Origin of the sequence: Methanomicrobium sp. W14 (assembly GCF_017875315.1) — an archaeon.
Lineage (GTDB): Archaea > Halobacteriota > Methanomicrobia > Methanomicrobiales > Methanomicrobiaceae > Methanomicrobium.
Window position 1 is genome coordinate 780,767 of sequence record NZ_JAGGMM010000001.1, and the last position, 17,472, is coordinate 798,238.

Annotated in this window: 14 protein-coding genes; 9 read left to right on the plus strand and 5 right to left on the minus strand. The window is 43.8% G+C overall.

The genetic code is table 11. From position 1 onward, the window contains the following. Window positions 1–354 precede the first annotated feature (354 nt). From aspS to J2128_RS04155, 3 genes are read left to right on the plus strand one after another with little or no spacing between them, the layout of a single operon-like run. Window positions 355–1,644: an aspartate--tRNA(Asn) ligase gene (gene aspS, locus J2128_RS04145; protein WP_209689839.1), complete on the plus strand. Its 1,290-nt coding sequence runs from the start codon at window positions 355–357 to the stop codon at window positions 1,642–1,644. Beyond that, on the plus strand, window positions 1,641–2,543 hold the full coding sequence (locus J2128_RS04150) for a methionine synthase (RefSeq protein WP_209689840.1): 903 nt from the start codon (window positions 1,641–1,643) through the stop codon (window positions 2,541–2,543). The genes aspS and J2128_RS04150 overlap by 4 nt, the downstream gene beginning before the upstream one ends. Window positions 2,544–2,584: 41 nt before the next feature. Next, a complete protein-coding gene (locus J2128_RS04155) occupies window positions 2,585–3,580 on the plus strand; it encodes an acyltransferase (protein WP_209689841.1) in 996 nt (331 codons plus the stop codon). Window positions 3,581–3,611: 31 nt separating this feature from the next. On the opposite strand, the gene J2128_RS04160 is transcribed toward J2128_RS04155, so the two are convergent. From J2128_RS04160 to J2128_RS04170, 3 genes are all read right to left on the minus strand, one after another. Continuing rightward, window positions 3,612–4,226, minus strand: a complete 615-nt coding sequence (locus tag J2128_RS04160; protein WP_209689842.1) for an ATPase domain-containing protein — start codon at window positions 4,224–4,226, stop codon at window positions 3,612–3,614. Window positions 4,227–4,266: 40 nt separating this feature from the next. After that, window positions 4,267–5,835: a class I adenylate-forming enzyme family protein gene (locus J2128_RS04165; protein ID WP_209689843.1), complete on the minus strand. Its 1,569-nt coding sequence runs from the start codon at window positions 5,833–5,835 to the stop codon at window positions 4,267–4,269. 92 nt (window positions 5,836–5,927) lie between these two features. Next, entirely contained in the window at window positions 5,928–8,468 is a 2,541-nt protein-coding gene (locus J2128_RS04170) for a CDC48 family AAA ATPase (RefSeq protein WP_209689844.1), read from the minus strand. A 51-nt stretch (window positions 8,469–8,519) separates the two neighbouring features. Here J2128_RS04170 and larC point away from each other — a divergent pair, with 51 nt between their 5' ends. Further along, window positions 8,520–9,701 (plus strand): nickel pincer cofactor biosynthesis protein LarC, encoded by a 1,182-nt coding sequence (gene larC / locus J2128_RS04175; RefSeq protein ID WP_209689845.1) that lies wholly within the window; start codon window positions 8,520–8,522, stop codon window positions 9,699–9,701. Between the two features lie 7 nt (window positions 9,702–9,708). Continuing rightward, on the plus strand, window positions 9,709–10,380 hold the full coding sequence (gene radB / locus J2128_RS04180) for a DNA repair and recombination protein RadB (protein ID WP_209689846.1): 672 nt from the start codon (window positions 9,709–9,711) through the stop codon (window positions 10,378–10,380). Here the strand turns inward: radB and dapF are convergent. Both dapF and J2128_RS04190 read right to left on the minus strand, forming a co-directional pair. Then, the gene (dapF, locus tag J2128_RS04185; RefSeq protein WP_209689847.1) at window positions 10,367–11,200 is read right to left on the minus strand and encodes a diaminopimelate epimerase; all 834 of its coding nucleotides are present in this window, start codon (window positions 11,198–11,200) and stop codon (window positions 10,367–10,369) included. The two genes, radB and dapF, sit on opposite strands and share 14 nt — an antisense overlap. Before the next feature lie 116 nt (window positions 11,201–11,316). Beyond that, window positions 11,317–12,519 (minus strand): RuBisCO large subunit C-terminal-like domain-containing protein, encoded by a 1,203-nt coding sequence (locus J2128_RS04190; protein ID WP_209689848.1) that lies wholly within the window; start codon window positions 12,517–12,519, stop codon window positions 11,317–11,319. 95 nt (window positions 12,520–12,614) lie between these two features. On the opposite strand from J2128_RS04190, the gene J2128_RS04195 reads away from it, so the two are divergent. The 4 genes from J2128_RS04195 to J2128_RS04210 all read left to right on the plus strand — a co-directional run bounded on the left by J2128_RS04195 (window position 12,615) and on the right by J2128_RS04210 (window position 17,470). Beyond that, a complete protein-coding gene (locus J2128_RS04195; protein ID WP_209689849.1) occupies window positions 12,615–13,424 on the plus strand; it encodes an HAD-IC family P-type ATPase in 810 nt (269 codons plus the stop codon). A gap of 394 nt (window positions 13,425–13,818) precedes the next feature. After that, complete coding sequence (gene atwA, locus J2128_RS04200) at window positions 13,819–15,429, plus strand: methyl coenzyme M reductase system, component A2 (RefSeq protein WP_209689850.1); 1,611 nt, start codon at window positions 13,819–13,821, stop codon at window positions 15,427–15,429. 11 nt (window positions 15,430–15,440) lie between these two features. Beyond that, window positions 15,441–16,997, plus strand: a complete 1,557-nt coding sequence (locus tag J2128_RS04205; protein ID WP_209689851.1) for a methanogenesis marker 3 protein — start codon at window positions 15,441–15,443, stop codon at window positions 16,995–16,997. A 2-nt stretch (window positions 16,998–16,999) separates the two neighbouring features. After that, complete coding sequence (locus J2128_RS04210; RefSeq protein WP_209689852.1) at window positions 17,000–17,470, plus strand: methanogenesis marker 6 protein; 471 nt, start codon at window positions 17,000–17,002, stop codon at window positions 17,468–17,470. The last annotated feature ends 2 nt before the right edge of the window (window positions 17,471–17,472 follow it).

Consider the following 17,472-nt stretch of genomic DNA (forward strand, 5'->3'; position numbering starts at 1 on the left):
CCTTATAACATGAGTTATTACTTTTCCATACAAATATAATGTTATTACAAAAACATTTTACTGAGAAGAGACCTTTAAGTAGGTCTTAGCAACTCCAAAAAATAATTAAAACCAGAACTTTTTTCCGTTGAAAATAAGGATTCCCCTGTTTAACTACCAGATTTTTCTTTTATCCTGGATAACCCTTTCAAAAAGGCCACTAATCAGATGACCAGTCCAAAAATTTTACCTACTGCCTAAATACATCCATTTTTTGATGCTGACGCGATTCCGGCGGAATGTTTTTTGTTCATTTTTTAATATCATATACAAAAAAAAATAAGAGTTAAGGACACACTCTATTGCAGATATTTTATGAGAATACCACTGAAAGAAGTAACACCTGAATTGCAGAGTGCAGAAGTAATAGGATGGATTCACGAGATAAGAAACCTTGGAGGACTGTCATTTTTTATTTTAAGAGACAGAACCGGATTTTTACAGGCAACAATTATAAAAAAGAAAGCTCCTGAAGCTGTACTTGAGGCCGCAAAAGATGTCTCACGTGAATCAGTCGTAAAAATTGTCGGAACAGTCAAGGAATCCGACAAAGCTCCGGGCGGACGCGAAATAATCCCCGAGCAGTTTGAAATCATAAGTAAAGCCGAAACTCCGCTGCCTCTGGACGTATCAGAGAAAGTTCTTGCCGAAGTGGATACACGCCTGGACAACAGGTACCTTGATGCCAGACGACCGAAGGTTTCAGCTGTCTTCCAGGTGAGAAGCGCAGTTACACGCGCTGTTTCGGAATACTTCTACAAAGAAGGATATATAAATATCACAACATCAAAAATTGTGGCAGCTGCAACAGAAGGCGGAACAGAACTTTTCCCTATTGCATATTTTGAAAAAGAGGCATTTTTAAACCAGAGTCCTCAGCTTTACAAGCAGATGATGATGGCCGCAGGTTTCGAGAAAGTTTTTGAAATCGGACCTATTTTCAGGGCTGAAGAGCACAACACCACAAGACACCTCAACGAGGCTACATCAATAGATGCGGAAATCTCTTTTGCAGACCACAATGACGTAATGAAAATTCTTGAAGATGTCATTATTGCTGCATACGAATATGTAGATAAGAACTGCACCGATGCAATCGAAACTTTGGGCGTTGACTTAAAGGTACCGGGCAAAAACTTCCCGAAGATAACATATGCCGAAGCAATAGACATGGCAGCAGTATCAACTAATGAGGACATAAAATACGGTGATGACCTTTCCACTTCCGCAGAGCGCGCAATAGGAGAAGAGATGGGTGAACATTACTTCATTACGGACTGGCCCACCTCAATAAAACCATATTACGCCATGCCATACGAGGACGACCCGAAAATCTGTAAGGCCTTTGATATGATGCACCCGAGAATGGAGCTTTCAAGCGGGGCACAGCGTATTCACCAGTATGACCTCCTCGTAGAGCAGATTAAGCAAAAAGGCTTATCACCTGAGAGCTTTGAATTCTACCTAAAGCCTTTCAGGTATGGGATGCCGCCTCATGCAGGATGGGGAGTAGGTATGGACCGTCTTATCATGACGATGCTTGACCTGCCAAACATCAGAGAAGCGGTACTCTTCCCGCGCGACAGGCACAGAGTCACACCATGAAACTCATAAATAAGATTATTCCCACAACAGTCGTAGGCAGTTATCCTGCCGTAAAATCAAAGGGGCTGAAGTCATTTCTGGACCCATACAGGCAGGCGCTTGAAACCGCCGTAGGCGACCAGATAAAATCCGGGATAGACATAATTTCCACAGGACAGGTAAGAGGTGACATGATAACCACTCTTACATCCCAGATCCCCGGAATCCGCGACCAGAAGGTAAAAGGGGTAATTCAGCCACCCCTAAAGCCTATGACCGCTGAAGACACAAAATACGCTGTCTCCAGGCACAACAAAGTCAAGGCTATGCTTGCAGGCCCGTCCACAATATCCCATGCGCTTAAGATAGACACTCCGCTTTACAGGAGCAGGGATGAACTTATTCTTGATCTTGCACAGATTATTGCAAAGGAAGCTTTGAATCTGGAGTCTCTCGGAATTGCAATCTTCCAGATTGACGAACCCATACTTTCAACAGGTATCGCCGACATGGGAACAGCATACCAGGCTGTCAGCGCAATAACAGGCGCCCTGAGAGTTCCTACATGCATTCATGTATGCGGTGACATAGGAAAAGTCATTGACAGCATAATCAAAATGCCGGTTGACATAATAGATCTGGAATTTTCATGCAACCCGGAAAACCTGGAGACAGTCTCCAAAAAAGAGTTTTCAGGGAAACAGATAGGTTTCGGCGCTGTTGACTCTACATCTCCTGAAATAGACACTGTTGATGAGATAAAAGCAAGAATCGAAAAGGGAATTGAAATTTTCGGGCCTGAAAAACTTCTTATCGACCCGGACTGCGGTCTCAGGATGCATAAAAGAGACGTTGCGTTCAAAAAACTGAAGAATATGGTGGAAGCAGCCGGAGAAGTCCGCCGAAATCTAAACGAATAATTTTTGAATAATCAAAGTGCAAATAAACCAGAGTTTTCTGCATGAATGCAAGATTTACAAACAACTTTGATTTTTTAAGGTTTTTTGCCGCATCTCTTATAATATTTTCACACTCTTTTGCACTGATTCTGGGGTATGCCAATATATTCATCTTCGACTGGCACCTCCTAGTAGGTCAGCTTGGTCTTGCGGTCCTTCTTGCAATAAGCGGATACCTTATTCCAGGGAGCTGGGAAAGAAAACCCGATTTGAAGATATTCTTTAAAAAACGCGGATTAAGAATATTTCCAGGTCTTATAGCATCCATAGTGTTCATAATATTTTTCATCGGGCCGGTTGTAACCAGTTTAAGTCTTCATGAGTACTTCTCAAGGCTTCTAAGTCCCCTGACATGGCTGTCGGTTCCATTTTATATCAACGGCTCTGTGCTCGGGCTGTTCCCCGAAAACCCTGTAACATACGTAAACGCTCCCCTCTGGGCAATACCCTTTGAATTCTTCCTTTATGCAGTTGTTGCAGTGGCGGGAATTTTTGGGATTCTTTCAAAAAAAAGGTCTATGATACCGTTTATGGCGATAACGTTTCTGTTATGGGTATTATGGTATGACAATCCTGCATTAAACAAAATACGCTTTGCTATGTATTTTTTTACAGGCGCGTACCTCTACATGAACAGGAATAAAATCAGGTATCACCCGGCTTTTGTATTTATCCTGTGGGTTTTTGTAATACTGTCGTACGGCTCACCGTTTATGTTTGCATTTGCGTTCATCGCTGTACCATACACCGTAATCTGGTTCGCCCAGCTTCCGACAAAAAGACTGAACCGTTTCGGAAAATACGGGGATTTTTCCTTTGGCCTTTTCATCTATGCATACCCGATTCAGCAGACAATTATCCACTTTTTACCTGACATAGAAATACCCTCAATGATAATACTGTCATATACATTTTCGATACCGGCTGCAGTTGCATCATGGTACCTGATAGAAAGACATGCACTGTCTCTCAAAGATCCACACCGGAAGTCAAACTAAAAAAAATAGAAGATAAAAAAAGATTATTTTTTTAAATGACTCTTCCTGTTGTCGAAAGTTCTATTCCCCACGACATAATGTCGTAAGGATATGCTCTTTTCGGGACGTCCTGCCCTGAAATTTTATTCACGGTAAGATTTCTTTCTATTTCATTCCCATGAAAGGAACCTGACAATGTAATAAAAATATCAGAGCGCCGTATTACCTTCATCACCTCTTCAGGAGTGTGAATACCACTGTACAGGACAAAGAGCACATTTCCGTTTTTTTCGGTTATACTCTTTATGCCATGGTCAATAAAAGAAACTGCAGCTTCAATACCATATTTTAAAATTATTGTGGAGAGGGAATCAACAACAACCCATTCCCCTTTAATTTCAGCTGCCATATCATCAGGGTTCATAACAGAAGAACCGGTCATCCCTTCCTTCGGCGTACTGTCAATCATCAGGTATGTACTTTTTTTTGACTTGTCGGCAAGCCAGAACTGTTCGGCAAACAGTTCGCATCCCGAAAGAGGACTGCCGAATACAATTAAGGATTTCCCCACTGGTATACCGCCTCCGAGCTGAAAATCAAGACCGACAATCCCGGTAGACCTCATTCCGGCGGAGACAGAAGCGGTATGCTCAATTTCTGATGGCATTATTGATATTATATCCTGTTTTTATAAAAGAATATACGAACTATAAGGAAGTTATGCCTGACAAAGCTTTTTTGAACTCTTTTTCTTCTTCACTGCAGAAACTGTCCCTTAATTCACGCCTTAACAGCTTCCAGCCGTTTACCCGCGGCAACCTGTCAAGAAATATATATGAACGCGGGACTTTGTACCTTGCAAGTCTTTCCATACCGAAATTAATAAGGTCCTCTTCACTCAGTTTCTTTCCGGATACCGTAACTACTGCAGCAACAGGTACTTCACCGCGGTGTATATCAGGGCACCCGAATATCGCGATATCGTCTATGTCAGGGTGCTCTATATACACTTTCTCCACTTCTGTAGGATAAATTTTCCAGCCTGACATTACAATCATATCCTTCTTTCTGTCGGTAATCGCAAGCATACCGTCTTCATCTATAAAACCGATATCGCCTGTCAGAAACCACCCGTCAGGCAGAAACACTTTCTTAGTTTCGGCTTCCATTCTCCAGTAGCCCTTTGCAACGGCGGGTCCCCTGAGCGCTATCTCACCCATTTTTGTGTTTTCAAGCTCTTTTGAAGAATCGTTTGTATCCACAATCTTCATTTCAGTATAACCTACAGGATAGCCGACGCTTTTGAATTCATCCGCATATTTGTAGTCTTCAGGCCGGATTGCCGTACCGGTCCCGACGACAATAGTCTCCGAAAGCCCGTATGCATTCACAACCGGGGTATGAAAACGCGTATAAAATTCTTTCCAGACACTGGGATGAAGCGGGCCGCCGCCGCTTATCATCTCCCGTACAGTTGAAAAACTCTTCTCACTACCTTTGTCCGTATTCAGAAGTGAGTGAATCACAGGGGGCATCCCGGCGATTACCGTAACTTTGAACTGTTCTGAATAACGAATATAACGGTCGAGGTCAAATTTCTCCATTATGACCCATGTGGCACCCGCTTTTAGCGCTGAAATTCCCCATGATACACCTACGTGCGCCATAGGATATATTCCCAGGTAAACATCGTCCTGGCAGTAATTCAAAAGGCCGCATTCCGACTCCATTGCCGCCATCCAGTTTCCGTGGGTAAGCATTGCGCCTTTCTGCTTTCCGGTTGTGCCTGATGTGTACTGAAGCTGGCACAGGTCATCTGCAAGACAGTTTACCGGTGGTATATATGAGGGCATGTCCGACAATGCATCATCCCATTTTTCATCCCCGGTGATAAACAAAAGAGGTTTTGAAGACATCATTGAGCAGGCTTCTTCTGCATTTTTTCTGCCCTCTGCGCCTGAAATAATTGCCGATGCACCTGAATTTTCAAGCATATACTTAATTTCCAACTCGCAAAGAACTATATTCAGAGGTACTGCAACCGCTCCTATTCTCCACAGCGCCAGATATGAAAAAAGATATTCAGGAACCGAAGGCAGGTATATGCAGACTCTGTCCCCGCGTGATATGCCTGATTTCAGAAACAGAGACGAGCGCCTGCATACAGTCTCAAGCATTTCCTCATATGTGCATTTAAAGTCCCCGGACGGAAAAATTACAGCATTCTTCCTGCCCAGTCTTTTATTCACGTCAAGAAAGGCAGTAAAATTTGACAATATTATATCCTCCTTTGCAGAAGATGCCTGTAAATCACACCACTGCGATGTATACTTATGTACAGCATAGTATAAATAACAATCAAAAAAAGTTATTGGTATTCAACAGGCTGAACCTGTTGGGGCAGACCACCTTTAAAGTGCTGCTCTATCTTTGAATACTGCTCTCTTAACCTGTCGTTCATCATCGGGTGTATCTTTTCAAGAGCCATTTTGAAATGAGACTCCAAAACTTCGGATTTTCCCTCGCGCATCGCAAACATGGCTGATTCCCTGCACAAAAGCTCCAGGTCTGATCCAACGTAACCAAACGTTTTTGCAGCAACTTTTTTTATCAGACTGTCTCTTACGGGGTCTTCCATGTAAAGACCGTTTTTGATAAGCTGCGCGACGATTATCCTTCTCCTGTTCCCTTTAGACAAAACAGGCGAATCACGGGGGTCAATACCTTCAAAGCCAGCCTTAAGTTCATCCACTGTTAATTTCCTGTTCAGAGAGAAGTCTCTTTTTTTACTTATCTCAGAGAATGCCTCTTCAATACTGCTTTCATCATAATTCTGCGTAAAATCAACAGCCTCCTCAATATTCGAATCCTCTAAAGGCAGATATTTGGAATGAATCTGAATAATTTTCACCCGTGATTTTTCATCAGGTTCACCTATGTAGACAAGACGGTCAAATCTTCCTGCCCTAAGCAGTGCCGGGTCTATGATATCAGGGCGGTTTGTCGCACCCATTACAACGACGCCATTTAATTCCTCAATACCGTCAAATTCTGTAAGTATCTGGTTCAAAACACTTTCAACAACTCTTGACTCGGGACCCGACCCCCTTGCAGGAGCAAGGGCATCAAGCTCATCAAAGAATATTATGGACGGTGCAACCTGGCGTGCTTTCCTGAAGATTTCCCTTACGGCACGTTCACTCTCGCCGACCCATTTCGACAGAAGCTGCGGTCCGCGTACAGGAATAAAGTTTGCACCGCTCTCGTTTGCCACAGCCTTTGCAATCAGTGTCTTTCCTGTACCGGGAGGACCATAAAGAAGGACACCTTTAGGAGACTTTATTCCAAAGTTTTCAAACTTTTCACGCCTTGTAAGTGGATATTCGACAGTTTCACGTATTTCCTCCTTTTCCCTGGAAAGGCCGCCCACATCAGACCAGTTGACATGAGACACCTCAAGAAATACCTCTCTCATAGCGCTCGGATTTATCTCCTTTAATGCATCCCTGAAATCGCTTATCCTGATCTCCATGGACTCAAGAACCTCCTGAGGAATTTCATCGGAATCAAGGTCTATATCAGGAAGATACCGCCTAAGCGCCCTCATTGCGGCTTCCCTTGCAAGAGAAGCAAGATCTGCTCCTACAAAACCGTTAGTCTTAGATGCAAACTCCTCAAGCATCGTTTCACGGTTCTTGTGGACCTCATCGGCAATGATTTTGAACTCCTCTTCAAGTTTTTCTCTGGCTTCCCCCTCGGAAGAGTCGCATTCCTTCTTTTTCTCGAGAATAAGATTTTCTCCTTCTATAGGCATACCGCGTGTATGTATCCTAAGAATCTCAAGACGATCATCTTCTCCCGGAACGCCTATTTCAATCTCCCTGTCAAATCTTCCGGGTCTCCTGAGTGCCTGATCTATTGCATCTAGCCGGTTGGTCGCACCTATAACGACCACCTGACCTCTCTCCTCAAGTCCGTCCATCATAGTAAGAAGCTGCGCAACGACTCTCCTTTCAACCTCTCCCGTGACATCCTCACGCTTCGGGGCAATTGAGTCTAGCTCATCTATAAAAACTATTGAAGGAGCGTTTTCTTCAGCCTCATCGAAGATTTCCCTTAAACGCTGCTCGCTCTCACCGTAATATTTGGATATTATTTCAGGCCCTGCAATGGAGATGAAATGCGCACCACTTTCATTTGCCACAGCCTTCGCAATCAGTGTCTTTCCTGTACCCGGAGGCCCGTAAAGAAGAACACCTTTCGGAGGCTCGATTCCAAGTTTTCTGAAAAGCTCAGGGTGACGCATGGGAAGTTCAATTGTCTCCCTGACGTTCTGAAGCTCTCCCTTCAGACCTCCTATATCCTCATAGGATATGGTTTTCAGGCCTTCAAAGCCTGCTGCAGGCTTGTCCGAGAATTCGATCTCAGTATCGCGGTTTATTATAACAGCATTCTCGGGTTCTATATACACTACCTTAAAAGAGACAGTCTGGGGCTGCATGAAAGGAAGACCTGCTATTACAGGCACACTGTCATTTTTTAAAATCGGAAAATCAATAAGCCTTGCAATTGCGCTGTTGTAGTTTATCGGAAGCTGTTTTGGAAGGTCTTCTGGGGGAGCCAGAATTACGCTTTCAGCGGCGACAATATTTTCCACGGGAGTTATATCCACTTTATCACCAATGCTTACGCCCGCGTTCATTCTTGTAAAGTTATCAATACGGACCTTTTCCTGGTTCCAGTCATTGACCATCATACGCCAGACTTTGGCAACCGTGCGATTTTTCCCGTCTATATATATAAGGTCCCCGGGAGAGAGATGAAGATGAAGCATCGTCTCAGGATCAAGTCTTGCCCTGCCGCCCCCCTGGTCTTCGGGATAGGCGCTGTCAACTTTTAAGCTTATCATACAATTTCCTTAACACTCATATATACAATCGTTTATAAGTAATTGTTAGTTATGAGAATCCTTCTATTTGATCCGTTTCACGGCGCAGCAGGCGACATGATAACAGGTTCACTTTTAAGTCTCGGTGCAGACAGAAAATTAGTAACCAGTGCAATGGCATCAGTTGTGAACGAACCGGATTTATCGGTTGTAAACAGGTGTGGAATATCCGCACTAAAAGTCGAAACAAATGCAAAAACCGAACACAGGACACTGGAACAGGTCAGGAATATCGTAAAGGGATCTTTTGCACAGAAAGAGGCAATTGCCATGGCGCTCAGGGTCTTTGAGCGCATAGCCAGAGGAGAGACCACCGTTCACGGAAAACTTACTCATTTTCATGAAGTCGGAGCAGATGATGCTATAGCAGACGTACTCGGGGCATGCACAGCATTTCTCTCGCTTAAACCGGACTGTGTATATATAAAACCTCTAAGTCTTGGCGCAGGTTTTGTTATGACGGAACACGGAAGACTCCCTGTTCCCGCGCCTGCAACAGCTGAAATCCTCAGGGAATCCGGACTTGAGACGGTAGCAGGAAACAACCCGGATGACGGCGAACTTTGCACTCCCACAGGAGCTGCGCTGTTATCTGAATTTTATACAGGCAATCTTGTAAAACCTGCAGGAAAAATTGTTGCAACAGGATATGGTGCAGGAACAAAAAACCCGCTGGATTCACCTAATGTTCTCAGGACCGCAATAATTGAGAATACAAAAAAGGATACAGATTCAGTTGAAATCCTTGAAACTAACGTGGACGACGTCACAGGAGAAGTTCTGGCATATACAATGCAGAGAATCATGAACGAAGGCGCAGGAGACGTCTCTTCAATACCAACCGTTATGAAAAAAGGCAGAAACGGCTTTCTTATAAGAGTCATCTGCTCCCCAAAAGACTCAGAAAAATATGTCAGAATACTTTCTGAAGAGCTTGGAACACTCGGAATAAGACACCTGTATGCATACCACAGCTCTGTCATCAACAGGACATTTGAAAAGGCGGAATTGTTGATTAACGGGGATAAATACACTGTAAACGTCAAAGTAGGATGGATTGACAAAAAACCGGTCAGTATAAAATCCGAATACGGCGATGCGGAAATCTGCGCACAAAACACGAAACTGCCGGTAAAACAGATTACGCTTATGGCTGAAGATATAATATATAGGAATTTAAAAAATAAAGACTGAGTGATTTATGACGGATTCTTCCAAAATAGAGACAGGATGCAGGGCTTTTGATGAACTTATAGGTGGAGGTCTTGAAAGAAAGGTCATAACACAAATCTATGGCGAACCGGCGGCGGGGAAAAGCACAATTACGATGATGAGCATTACAAATGTCCTCAAAGACGGAAAATACGTCATCGCAATAGACAGCGAAGGATTTTCGATTGAAAGGTTCAGGCAGGTCTGCGGAGATGACGCAGTGAAACTGGCAGAGAAACTTTTCATATTCGAGCCTCTCGACTTCACAGAGCAGGGTCTTATGATATCCGAATGCGACCCACTTTTAAGGGAAAACGATGTAGGGCTTATAGTCCTTGACTCTGCCACAGCTCTTTACAGGACAGAACTAGGAAGCAACGGAGAAGGTCAGAAAAAGCTCGGCAGGCAGGTGATAAGACTCCTCGGGTATGCAAAAAGGTATAGTATCCCTGTAATAATAACGAATCAGGTATATATGGACATAAAAAACGAAAAATTATCAGGCCTCGGCGGAACATCCCTGCGGCATATATCAAAGATTATCATAAGACTTGAGAAGGATTTAGGGTACAGAAAGGCAGTACTTGAAAAACACAGGTCCATGGAAGAGGGGGGGTGCATCAGGTTTAAAATAGTGAATGACGGGATTATACAGATATAATGCCAGAAAAGACTGTTTCCGCAGGGCCCTTCATCTTCGCAGTATTATCATCCGATATCGTAATCGTAAGAGGGCCTCCCTTCGTATGAACGAGAACTTTATTTCCTGTTTTTCCTGTTTTGCAGGCTATTGCCGCAGATGCCGTAGAACCTGTGCCGCAGCTGCAGGTCTCGCCTTCGACTCCTCTTTCATAAGTTCTTATGTCTATCTCGCCCGGATTTTCAACATGTACGAAATTGACGTTTGTGCCCTGCAAAAACAATTTATGATGCCTTATTTTCGGGGCAATGCTGCAGATGTCCAGATCATCAAGTGAACCGGTGAATATTACCGCATGCGGCACACCCGTATTTACTGCGTAGACCGTAAATCCGTCAATCTCCTCCACAAAGTCACCAGAACCTGAGGCAGGAATGTCAGGACGATCAAAATTTATTTTGCCCATATCAATTTCTGCTGTAAAATCTCCGTCCTTGCTGTATGACATCTCAACATCAAGAACACCAGCTTTGGTCTCAACCCTGCACCTGTGTTCAACATAGTCCATATCAAGTGCATATTTGGCAAGACAGCGTATTCCGTTGCCGCACATTTCAGCTTCGCTTCCGTCAGGCTGAAAAAGCCTCATTCCGGCGTTCGCCCTGTTCGAACGTGATATAAACAGAATGCCATCTGCACCGATACCAAAACGCCTGTCGCAATAAAGTGATGAAAAATCGCTCTTCATTTCGTCAGGTATGACAGTCCCGGCACCGTCGGTCTCATCAATAAGGACAAAATCGTTGCCGTTGCCCTGAAGTTTTACAAAATTAATGTCCATATATAAATATTCTCCTGCAATTAAGAAATCTTATGCTGAAAACATTTTCAGCCTGCCTGAAACCAGACCATCAGATAACATCCGCATTAAAAAAGGGGAGGGCTGAATTTTTCAGATTATTTTCCCCATTTTTCAAGTGCGAGCCTTAATTCCCGGTGATTTTTGGCGTATTCCTCTGCCGTAACACCCTCCATAAAAGCGTCAACAGCCTGCCTCATTGCCATAGCACCTGCCTTAGTCCCTTCGGGGTGACCGTGAATTCCGCCGCCTGCCTGAAGTATTATGTCGTTACCAAGTCTGGAAAGTTCTGCATTTACCTTTCCGGGGTGCAGTCCTCCGCTTGCAACAGGAAAAACAGGCTTCATTGAATACCATTTTTCCTTAAGTATATTGTTGTCTTCCAGGAGTTCAGCAGGGTCATGGCCCATTTTCCCACTTACGGTCCCCGTATGAAGCTGATCTCCGCCTGCCATTCTGACAAGTCTTGCAATAGGCCTCATTGCTATTCCATGCTTCTTGTTCCTCGTCATAGCTGCATGCATGGTCCTGTGGACATGAACGGGAACCTTAATTGATGGTTCCTCCGCAAGCGCCTGAACAGCCGAAAAGCCGCAGGTTATGACATCGACCATTATCGCATTTGCACCGCATTCAATGACTTTTTCTGCACGCTCCACAATTTTGTCGGCCCGTGTCGATACGTTTGCCGCGTAAAGTATGGTCCTGCCCGTCTCTGCCATCGCTTTGTCAAGGCCCGCCATTACAGCCTCGACTCTGTCGTTAAGCGGACAAAAAGCCTGATCTGTAAGGGTTTCGTCGTCTTTTATGAAATCGACTCCGCCTGTTGCGGCAAGGTACGCAACTTCAGCAGTATCTTTCGGGTTCAGCCCGACCTTTGGCTTTATAATGGTTCCGACGTGCGGACGCCGGCTTTTATCCGTCCCTATTAATTTTCTTACCCCCTCGATTCCGAACTTCGGCCCCTTAAAACGGACAAGTTCTTCAGGAAGAAAAATATCAAGAAGCCTTACTGAATTAAGCCTGCCAAGCCCGAACAGGTTCCCGGCAACAACAGAGAGGTACTGGGGTATATTCCCGGGCTCAAAAATTTCGGCCGGGTAGGCAATCTTTGTCAGGTAGCCTGACCCCTCGGGCTCAACGCTTTCAACCCTGCCGTCAAGCCTTTTGGTATAGTCTGTCCTCGTGGTAAGGTCTGTCCATGTCCCCGTTGTTTCCTCATCCGCTATCGCCTGTGCAGCAAACTTTGGAGTTGTATCACTTCTCGGCTCAAAATAATACAGTGCTGTAACATCAGACATAATTATTCAGTTTCTTAATACTGCCTTATACATATTGTAGTTATTGCTTTTTATATCAAAAAAATCAAAAGAAAACAAATAGGGATAACCAAAAGATGAAAGCAGCCATCGTTTTTGACAGTGCAGGGACACTCCTTCGTACGTACAGGATAGCAAGAAACGTCTCCGAAAAAAACATCGTCAAGGGTGTCGAGACGACAACACTTACGTGCTCTGAAAAAGGCAGAGCCCTGATTCTTCTTTACGCGCATTCAAAAAGTATAATAGACGCCCCTGAAAACGAACTGCTGTCATCATTTCTAAAGTCAAATAAAATTCATTTCGGGGTGGCATGCTCATGCGGCGTTGTCACAATGACTGAAATATCGGAAATACTGGATTCGGACAGCACAGCAACAACCGGAGACCTTCAGGCATGCATAAGAAAAGTATGGAACAGCTGCAAAAAACTGCCTGTCGTTGCAATGAGCAGCGGCGTTATCGTCAATAAAAACCTGAAAAACATTGAGTATACAATCACATCCGGAGGAAGACCCTTTTCAGGCGCAAAAAAAACCATTCAGACCCTCCAGGAGATGAACATAGCAACCTATGTGGCATCAGGGGACAGAACTGACAAGCTCCTGAAAATGGCTGACTACCTTGGAATTCCTCACGGAAACGTGCACGGCATCTCAACACCGTCTGTAAAGGCCCAGGTAGTAAAGGACCTTAAAAAAGAGTACGATACGGTCTTTATGGTCGGAGACGGGGTAAACGACATTGCAGCGATGAAAGAGGCTGACGTTTCGGTTCTGACAGAACAGCAGAACAGCAGAAAACCGAAAGTGCTCGTCGAGTCAGCGGATCATATAATAAAAGAGGTATCCGAAGTCATAGGAATAGCAGAAAAATACATTAAATAAATCACTTATATTTTACAGAATTCCGGAAAACAAAGATGCTGCCAAATTACAACAAGACGCTCTAACACTTATAACTTAACTGCTTTGGATAGTCTTTACTCCTTAATCCCGTTAACACGGACTTTTGCAGGCACATTTCAAAATTTAGCATATTATGCTGCAGACAGGTCATCCGGGACCGGAGATAATTATGAAAATTTATATGTTGTCCTATAAAAGATAAAAGTGCATACATTAAACTGGTTTAAAGAAAGGGAAAATTTTTAGCTGAAATAAAGAGCAAAGTTAACTGAAAATTAATTATTATAATCTGAATTGTTGAACTGCCTGAATACGAAAAAAAACGAATCATATATTATAAAACACTACATTTAGTTATCGAGGATAAAGTCTTATGGCCCCATTAATCACGGTTGAAAAAATATGTAAGGAGTTTGACGGTACCCCTGTATTAAAGGACATCAGTTTTGTCCTGGAAGAAGGAGAAATTCTGGGAATTATAGGAAGAAGCGGTGCAGGAAAAACAGTCCTTATGCACCTGATACGCGGAGTGGACGAAGCACCTACATCAGGGAAAATAATTTATCATATCTCCGCATGCAACAAATGCAGTCACATTGAACCGCAAAGTATGGCCGGGCACAAATGCCCGAAATGCGGCGGGGAACTCGTTTCACAGGACGTTGACTTCTGGAACGAAGACAACGCCCAGATGAAGCGAAGGATTATGATGCGTACTGCAATAATGTTCCAGAGAACATTTGCACTTTACGGCGATGACCGTGTTATTGAAAACGTAATGCATGCATTAAGCGACATAAACTATCCTTCAGAAAAACAGGTTTCAAGAGCTGCCGACCTTCTTGACGAAGTAAGACTTTCTCACAGAATGATGCATATAGCACGTGATCTTTCAGGTGGTGAAAAACAGAGGGTCGTTCTTGCAAGACAGCTTGCAAAAGAGCCTTTTATGCTGTGCGCCGACGAGCCGACAGGGACTCTTGACCCACGTACTGCAAATATTGTGCATGAAATGCTAAAAGATGCGTCTTCAGAAAACGATATGGCAATGCTTGTCTCATCTCACTTTTCGCAGATAATAGAGGAAATCTGCCACCGTGCGATTCTTCTTGAAAACGGGGAGATCAAAAATATAGGAGAGCCACATGAGATAGTAGAGTCCTTTATGAAGGACGCCTCTGACAGTGAGACATTTGAGACATGTGATATCGGTGAAGATATTCTTCAGGCAAGGGACGTAGTCAAACGCTACATAACCGTTGACAGGGGTATGATCAAGGCCGTGGACGGGGTCTCTTTTAATGTCTCGGAAAGAGAAATATTTGGAATAATAGGTACAAGCGGTGCAGGAAAGACTACACTTTCACGAATAGTTTCCGGAATTATCGAGCCTACATCAGGTGAAATGAATATTCGCATCGGCGATAAATGGATAGATATGACAAAGCCGGGAATTGAGTTCCGCGGGCGTGCAAAGGGCTACATCGGCCTTCTTCACCAGGAGTATGACCTTTACCCGCACAGGACTGTCCTTGACAATCTCACGGACTCAATCGGCCTTGAATTTCCTAAAGAGCTTGCAATAAGAAAAGCAATCATAACTCTTAAAATGGCTGGATTTTCAGAGGAGAAGAGCAGAAAAATACTTAACAGACTTCCTGACCAGTTAAGCGAGGGAGAAAAGCACAGGGTTGCCCTTGCCCAGGTCCTAATAAGAGAGCCAAGGATTATTCTTCTTGACGAGCCGACAGGAACGATGGACCCGATTACAAAAATTGATGTCAAACACTCGATTCTTCATTCAAGGGAAGACATGGATGAGACATTTATAGTAGTCTCACACGACATGGACTTTGTAAGAGACATCTGCGACAGGTCGGCACTTATGCGCAACGGGAAAATAGTCAAAATAGGCCCGACTAATGAAGTCCTGGAATACCTGACACAGGAAGAAAAAGAAATTATGTCAAAACCTGAGCCATGAGGTGAAAAGAATTGATCAAAGTCCATGTGGACGGGCAGACAAAAGAGATACAGGAAGGGGCAACTCTAAAAGAGATTATCCCGGATATTCCTGAAAAATATTCCGTTGCCATAATCAAATCCTCTAAATCAAGTGAATACAAAACAAAGAATATCCGCTTTTTTACATCATCCGGTGAAGTGGTTATTGAACTGAACACCCGGGGCATAAAACTGTTTTCAGACGATTACTTCAGGAAACTGTTCGACAAAAAAGGCAAATCCTCTGCGTCTGATGTTCTATCCGTAAAATGGTCGGACAGGCAGGCCACAACATTCGGACCTTTTAAATCCGCCATAGTCCCCGACAGAAAACAGCACAGGTATAACAAGGGCGACGTAATACTCGGTTGCGGAGGGTACGACCCTGAAAATTCCTATCTGATATTCTCCAGAATGCCACACGTAGCCGATCATGGCGCAGACAAATCCGGAGGAGTCATAGGAAGCGTTGTTTCCGGCAAAAACTCAGTACATACATGGAAACCTGGGGACATTGTAAAAAACGCGGAAAGAATCGTCAGTACAGAAAATACAAGCGATTCGTTTGCAACAACTGACAGAAGCCTTCAGCTAGAAGACGGGATGGAAATTATTACGCATGTAACTATTTCCGCATACGGCTACGACAAAGACAAAATCTCCATAGACGCCTCAAACAGCGTTGAACATATGCTGATAACACTAAAGGGCGGTGAGTTTCAGGCAGACCTTAACTCATCTGGATTTGTCCGTGACGAAAAGATGAAAAAATCAACTGTTCCCCAGGAGATTAAAAAATCCCGTCTTGAAGGGACAGTAACCGTAAGGACTTCCGGAAGACTTGAAGGAAGCCTTTACATATACACAAAAGACATCCCCGGAAGCCCCAACCATACTGTGGTCGGTGAAATAAAACACGGGATCGAACTGGTAAAGCTCATCAGAAAAGGAGATGCGATATCAGTCAAAACAATTCCTGGGCAGATAGATTTAAGGGGCCTTTCCCTTAAAGAGTCTCTTAAAATATTAAATAAAAACGGTATAAAACCTTCCATTGACGACAACTCAGGAGAACGCGTCGTTATCGACCAGAAGCCCCCAAACACTATGGAGGTTCTTGAAGAAAAAAAGGTTTCACTTAAAACCGTCCCGCTTTCTAATGTCATAGGGATAAGGCTCAACGACACCGACGCACCAAGGACATGTGGCATATTCAGGGAAGTCACAGGACTTCGGTGGTACAATATCGGCAAAATGCCTCTTCTCTTCAAATACGACGATGTGACGCTTTTTCAGCCTAAGGTCCCGAGAAAAATAACTATTAATATTGAAAATACACCCAGAGACACGGTGCCTGCAAATATGCTTGCAATGACGAATGATTCCAGAAGAGGAGTCGGACTTGTCGGTGTAAGGACATCTTCAAACAACGAGTTCGGACCGACATCAGAACCTTTTTCAGCGACAAACATTATCGGCGAGGTTATAGAAACCGACAAACTTTCCTCTCTGAAGGAAGGGGAAACTGTTTACATCAGGGAGATCTGAAAATGCCGGCAAAAGAGTACCACCCTGACTTTGTAGGAACGGTAACAAAATATGTGTTTATCGAATCACCTGACATTACACCGCAGCATCTTGCAATAAAAGCTTATGAAATATCAAGCGGAGTTATGATTAAGGAGACCTGTTTCGGGCTTCAGGTTACAGGAAAACCACAGGAAGTCGACGAAATCATAAAAGAGCTGAGAAAAACGGACCCTGCCCATATATTCGTAAAAGACAGGGGATTTCCTCCCGGAGATACGAGAAGATGCCGTGCCAATCTCGGCGGTGCACGTCCCGGGTATTACGGACATGAGTTCGAGATGGGGCTTATAAGGTTCGTCTCAAAAGGCCTTTTAAATGATGAAAATGGTGAAAAAGCATCTGATGCAGAATTAAAAGATATCGAAGAGAAAAAATCCGAAAAACTTCCGGTTGAAGAGCTCTTAAAAATAGTGAATTCAGAGGAGAACTAAAG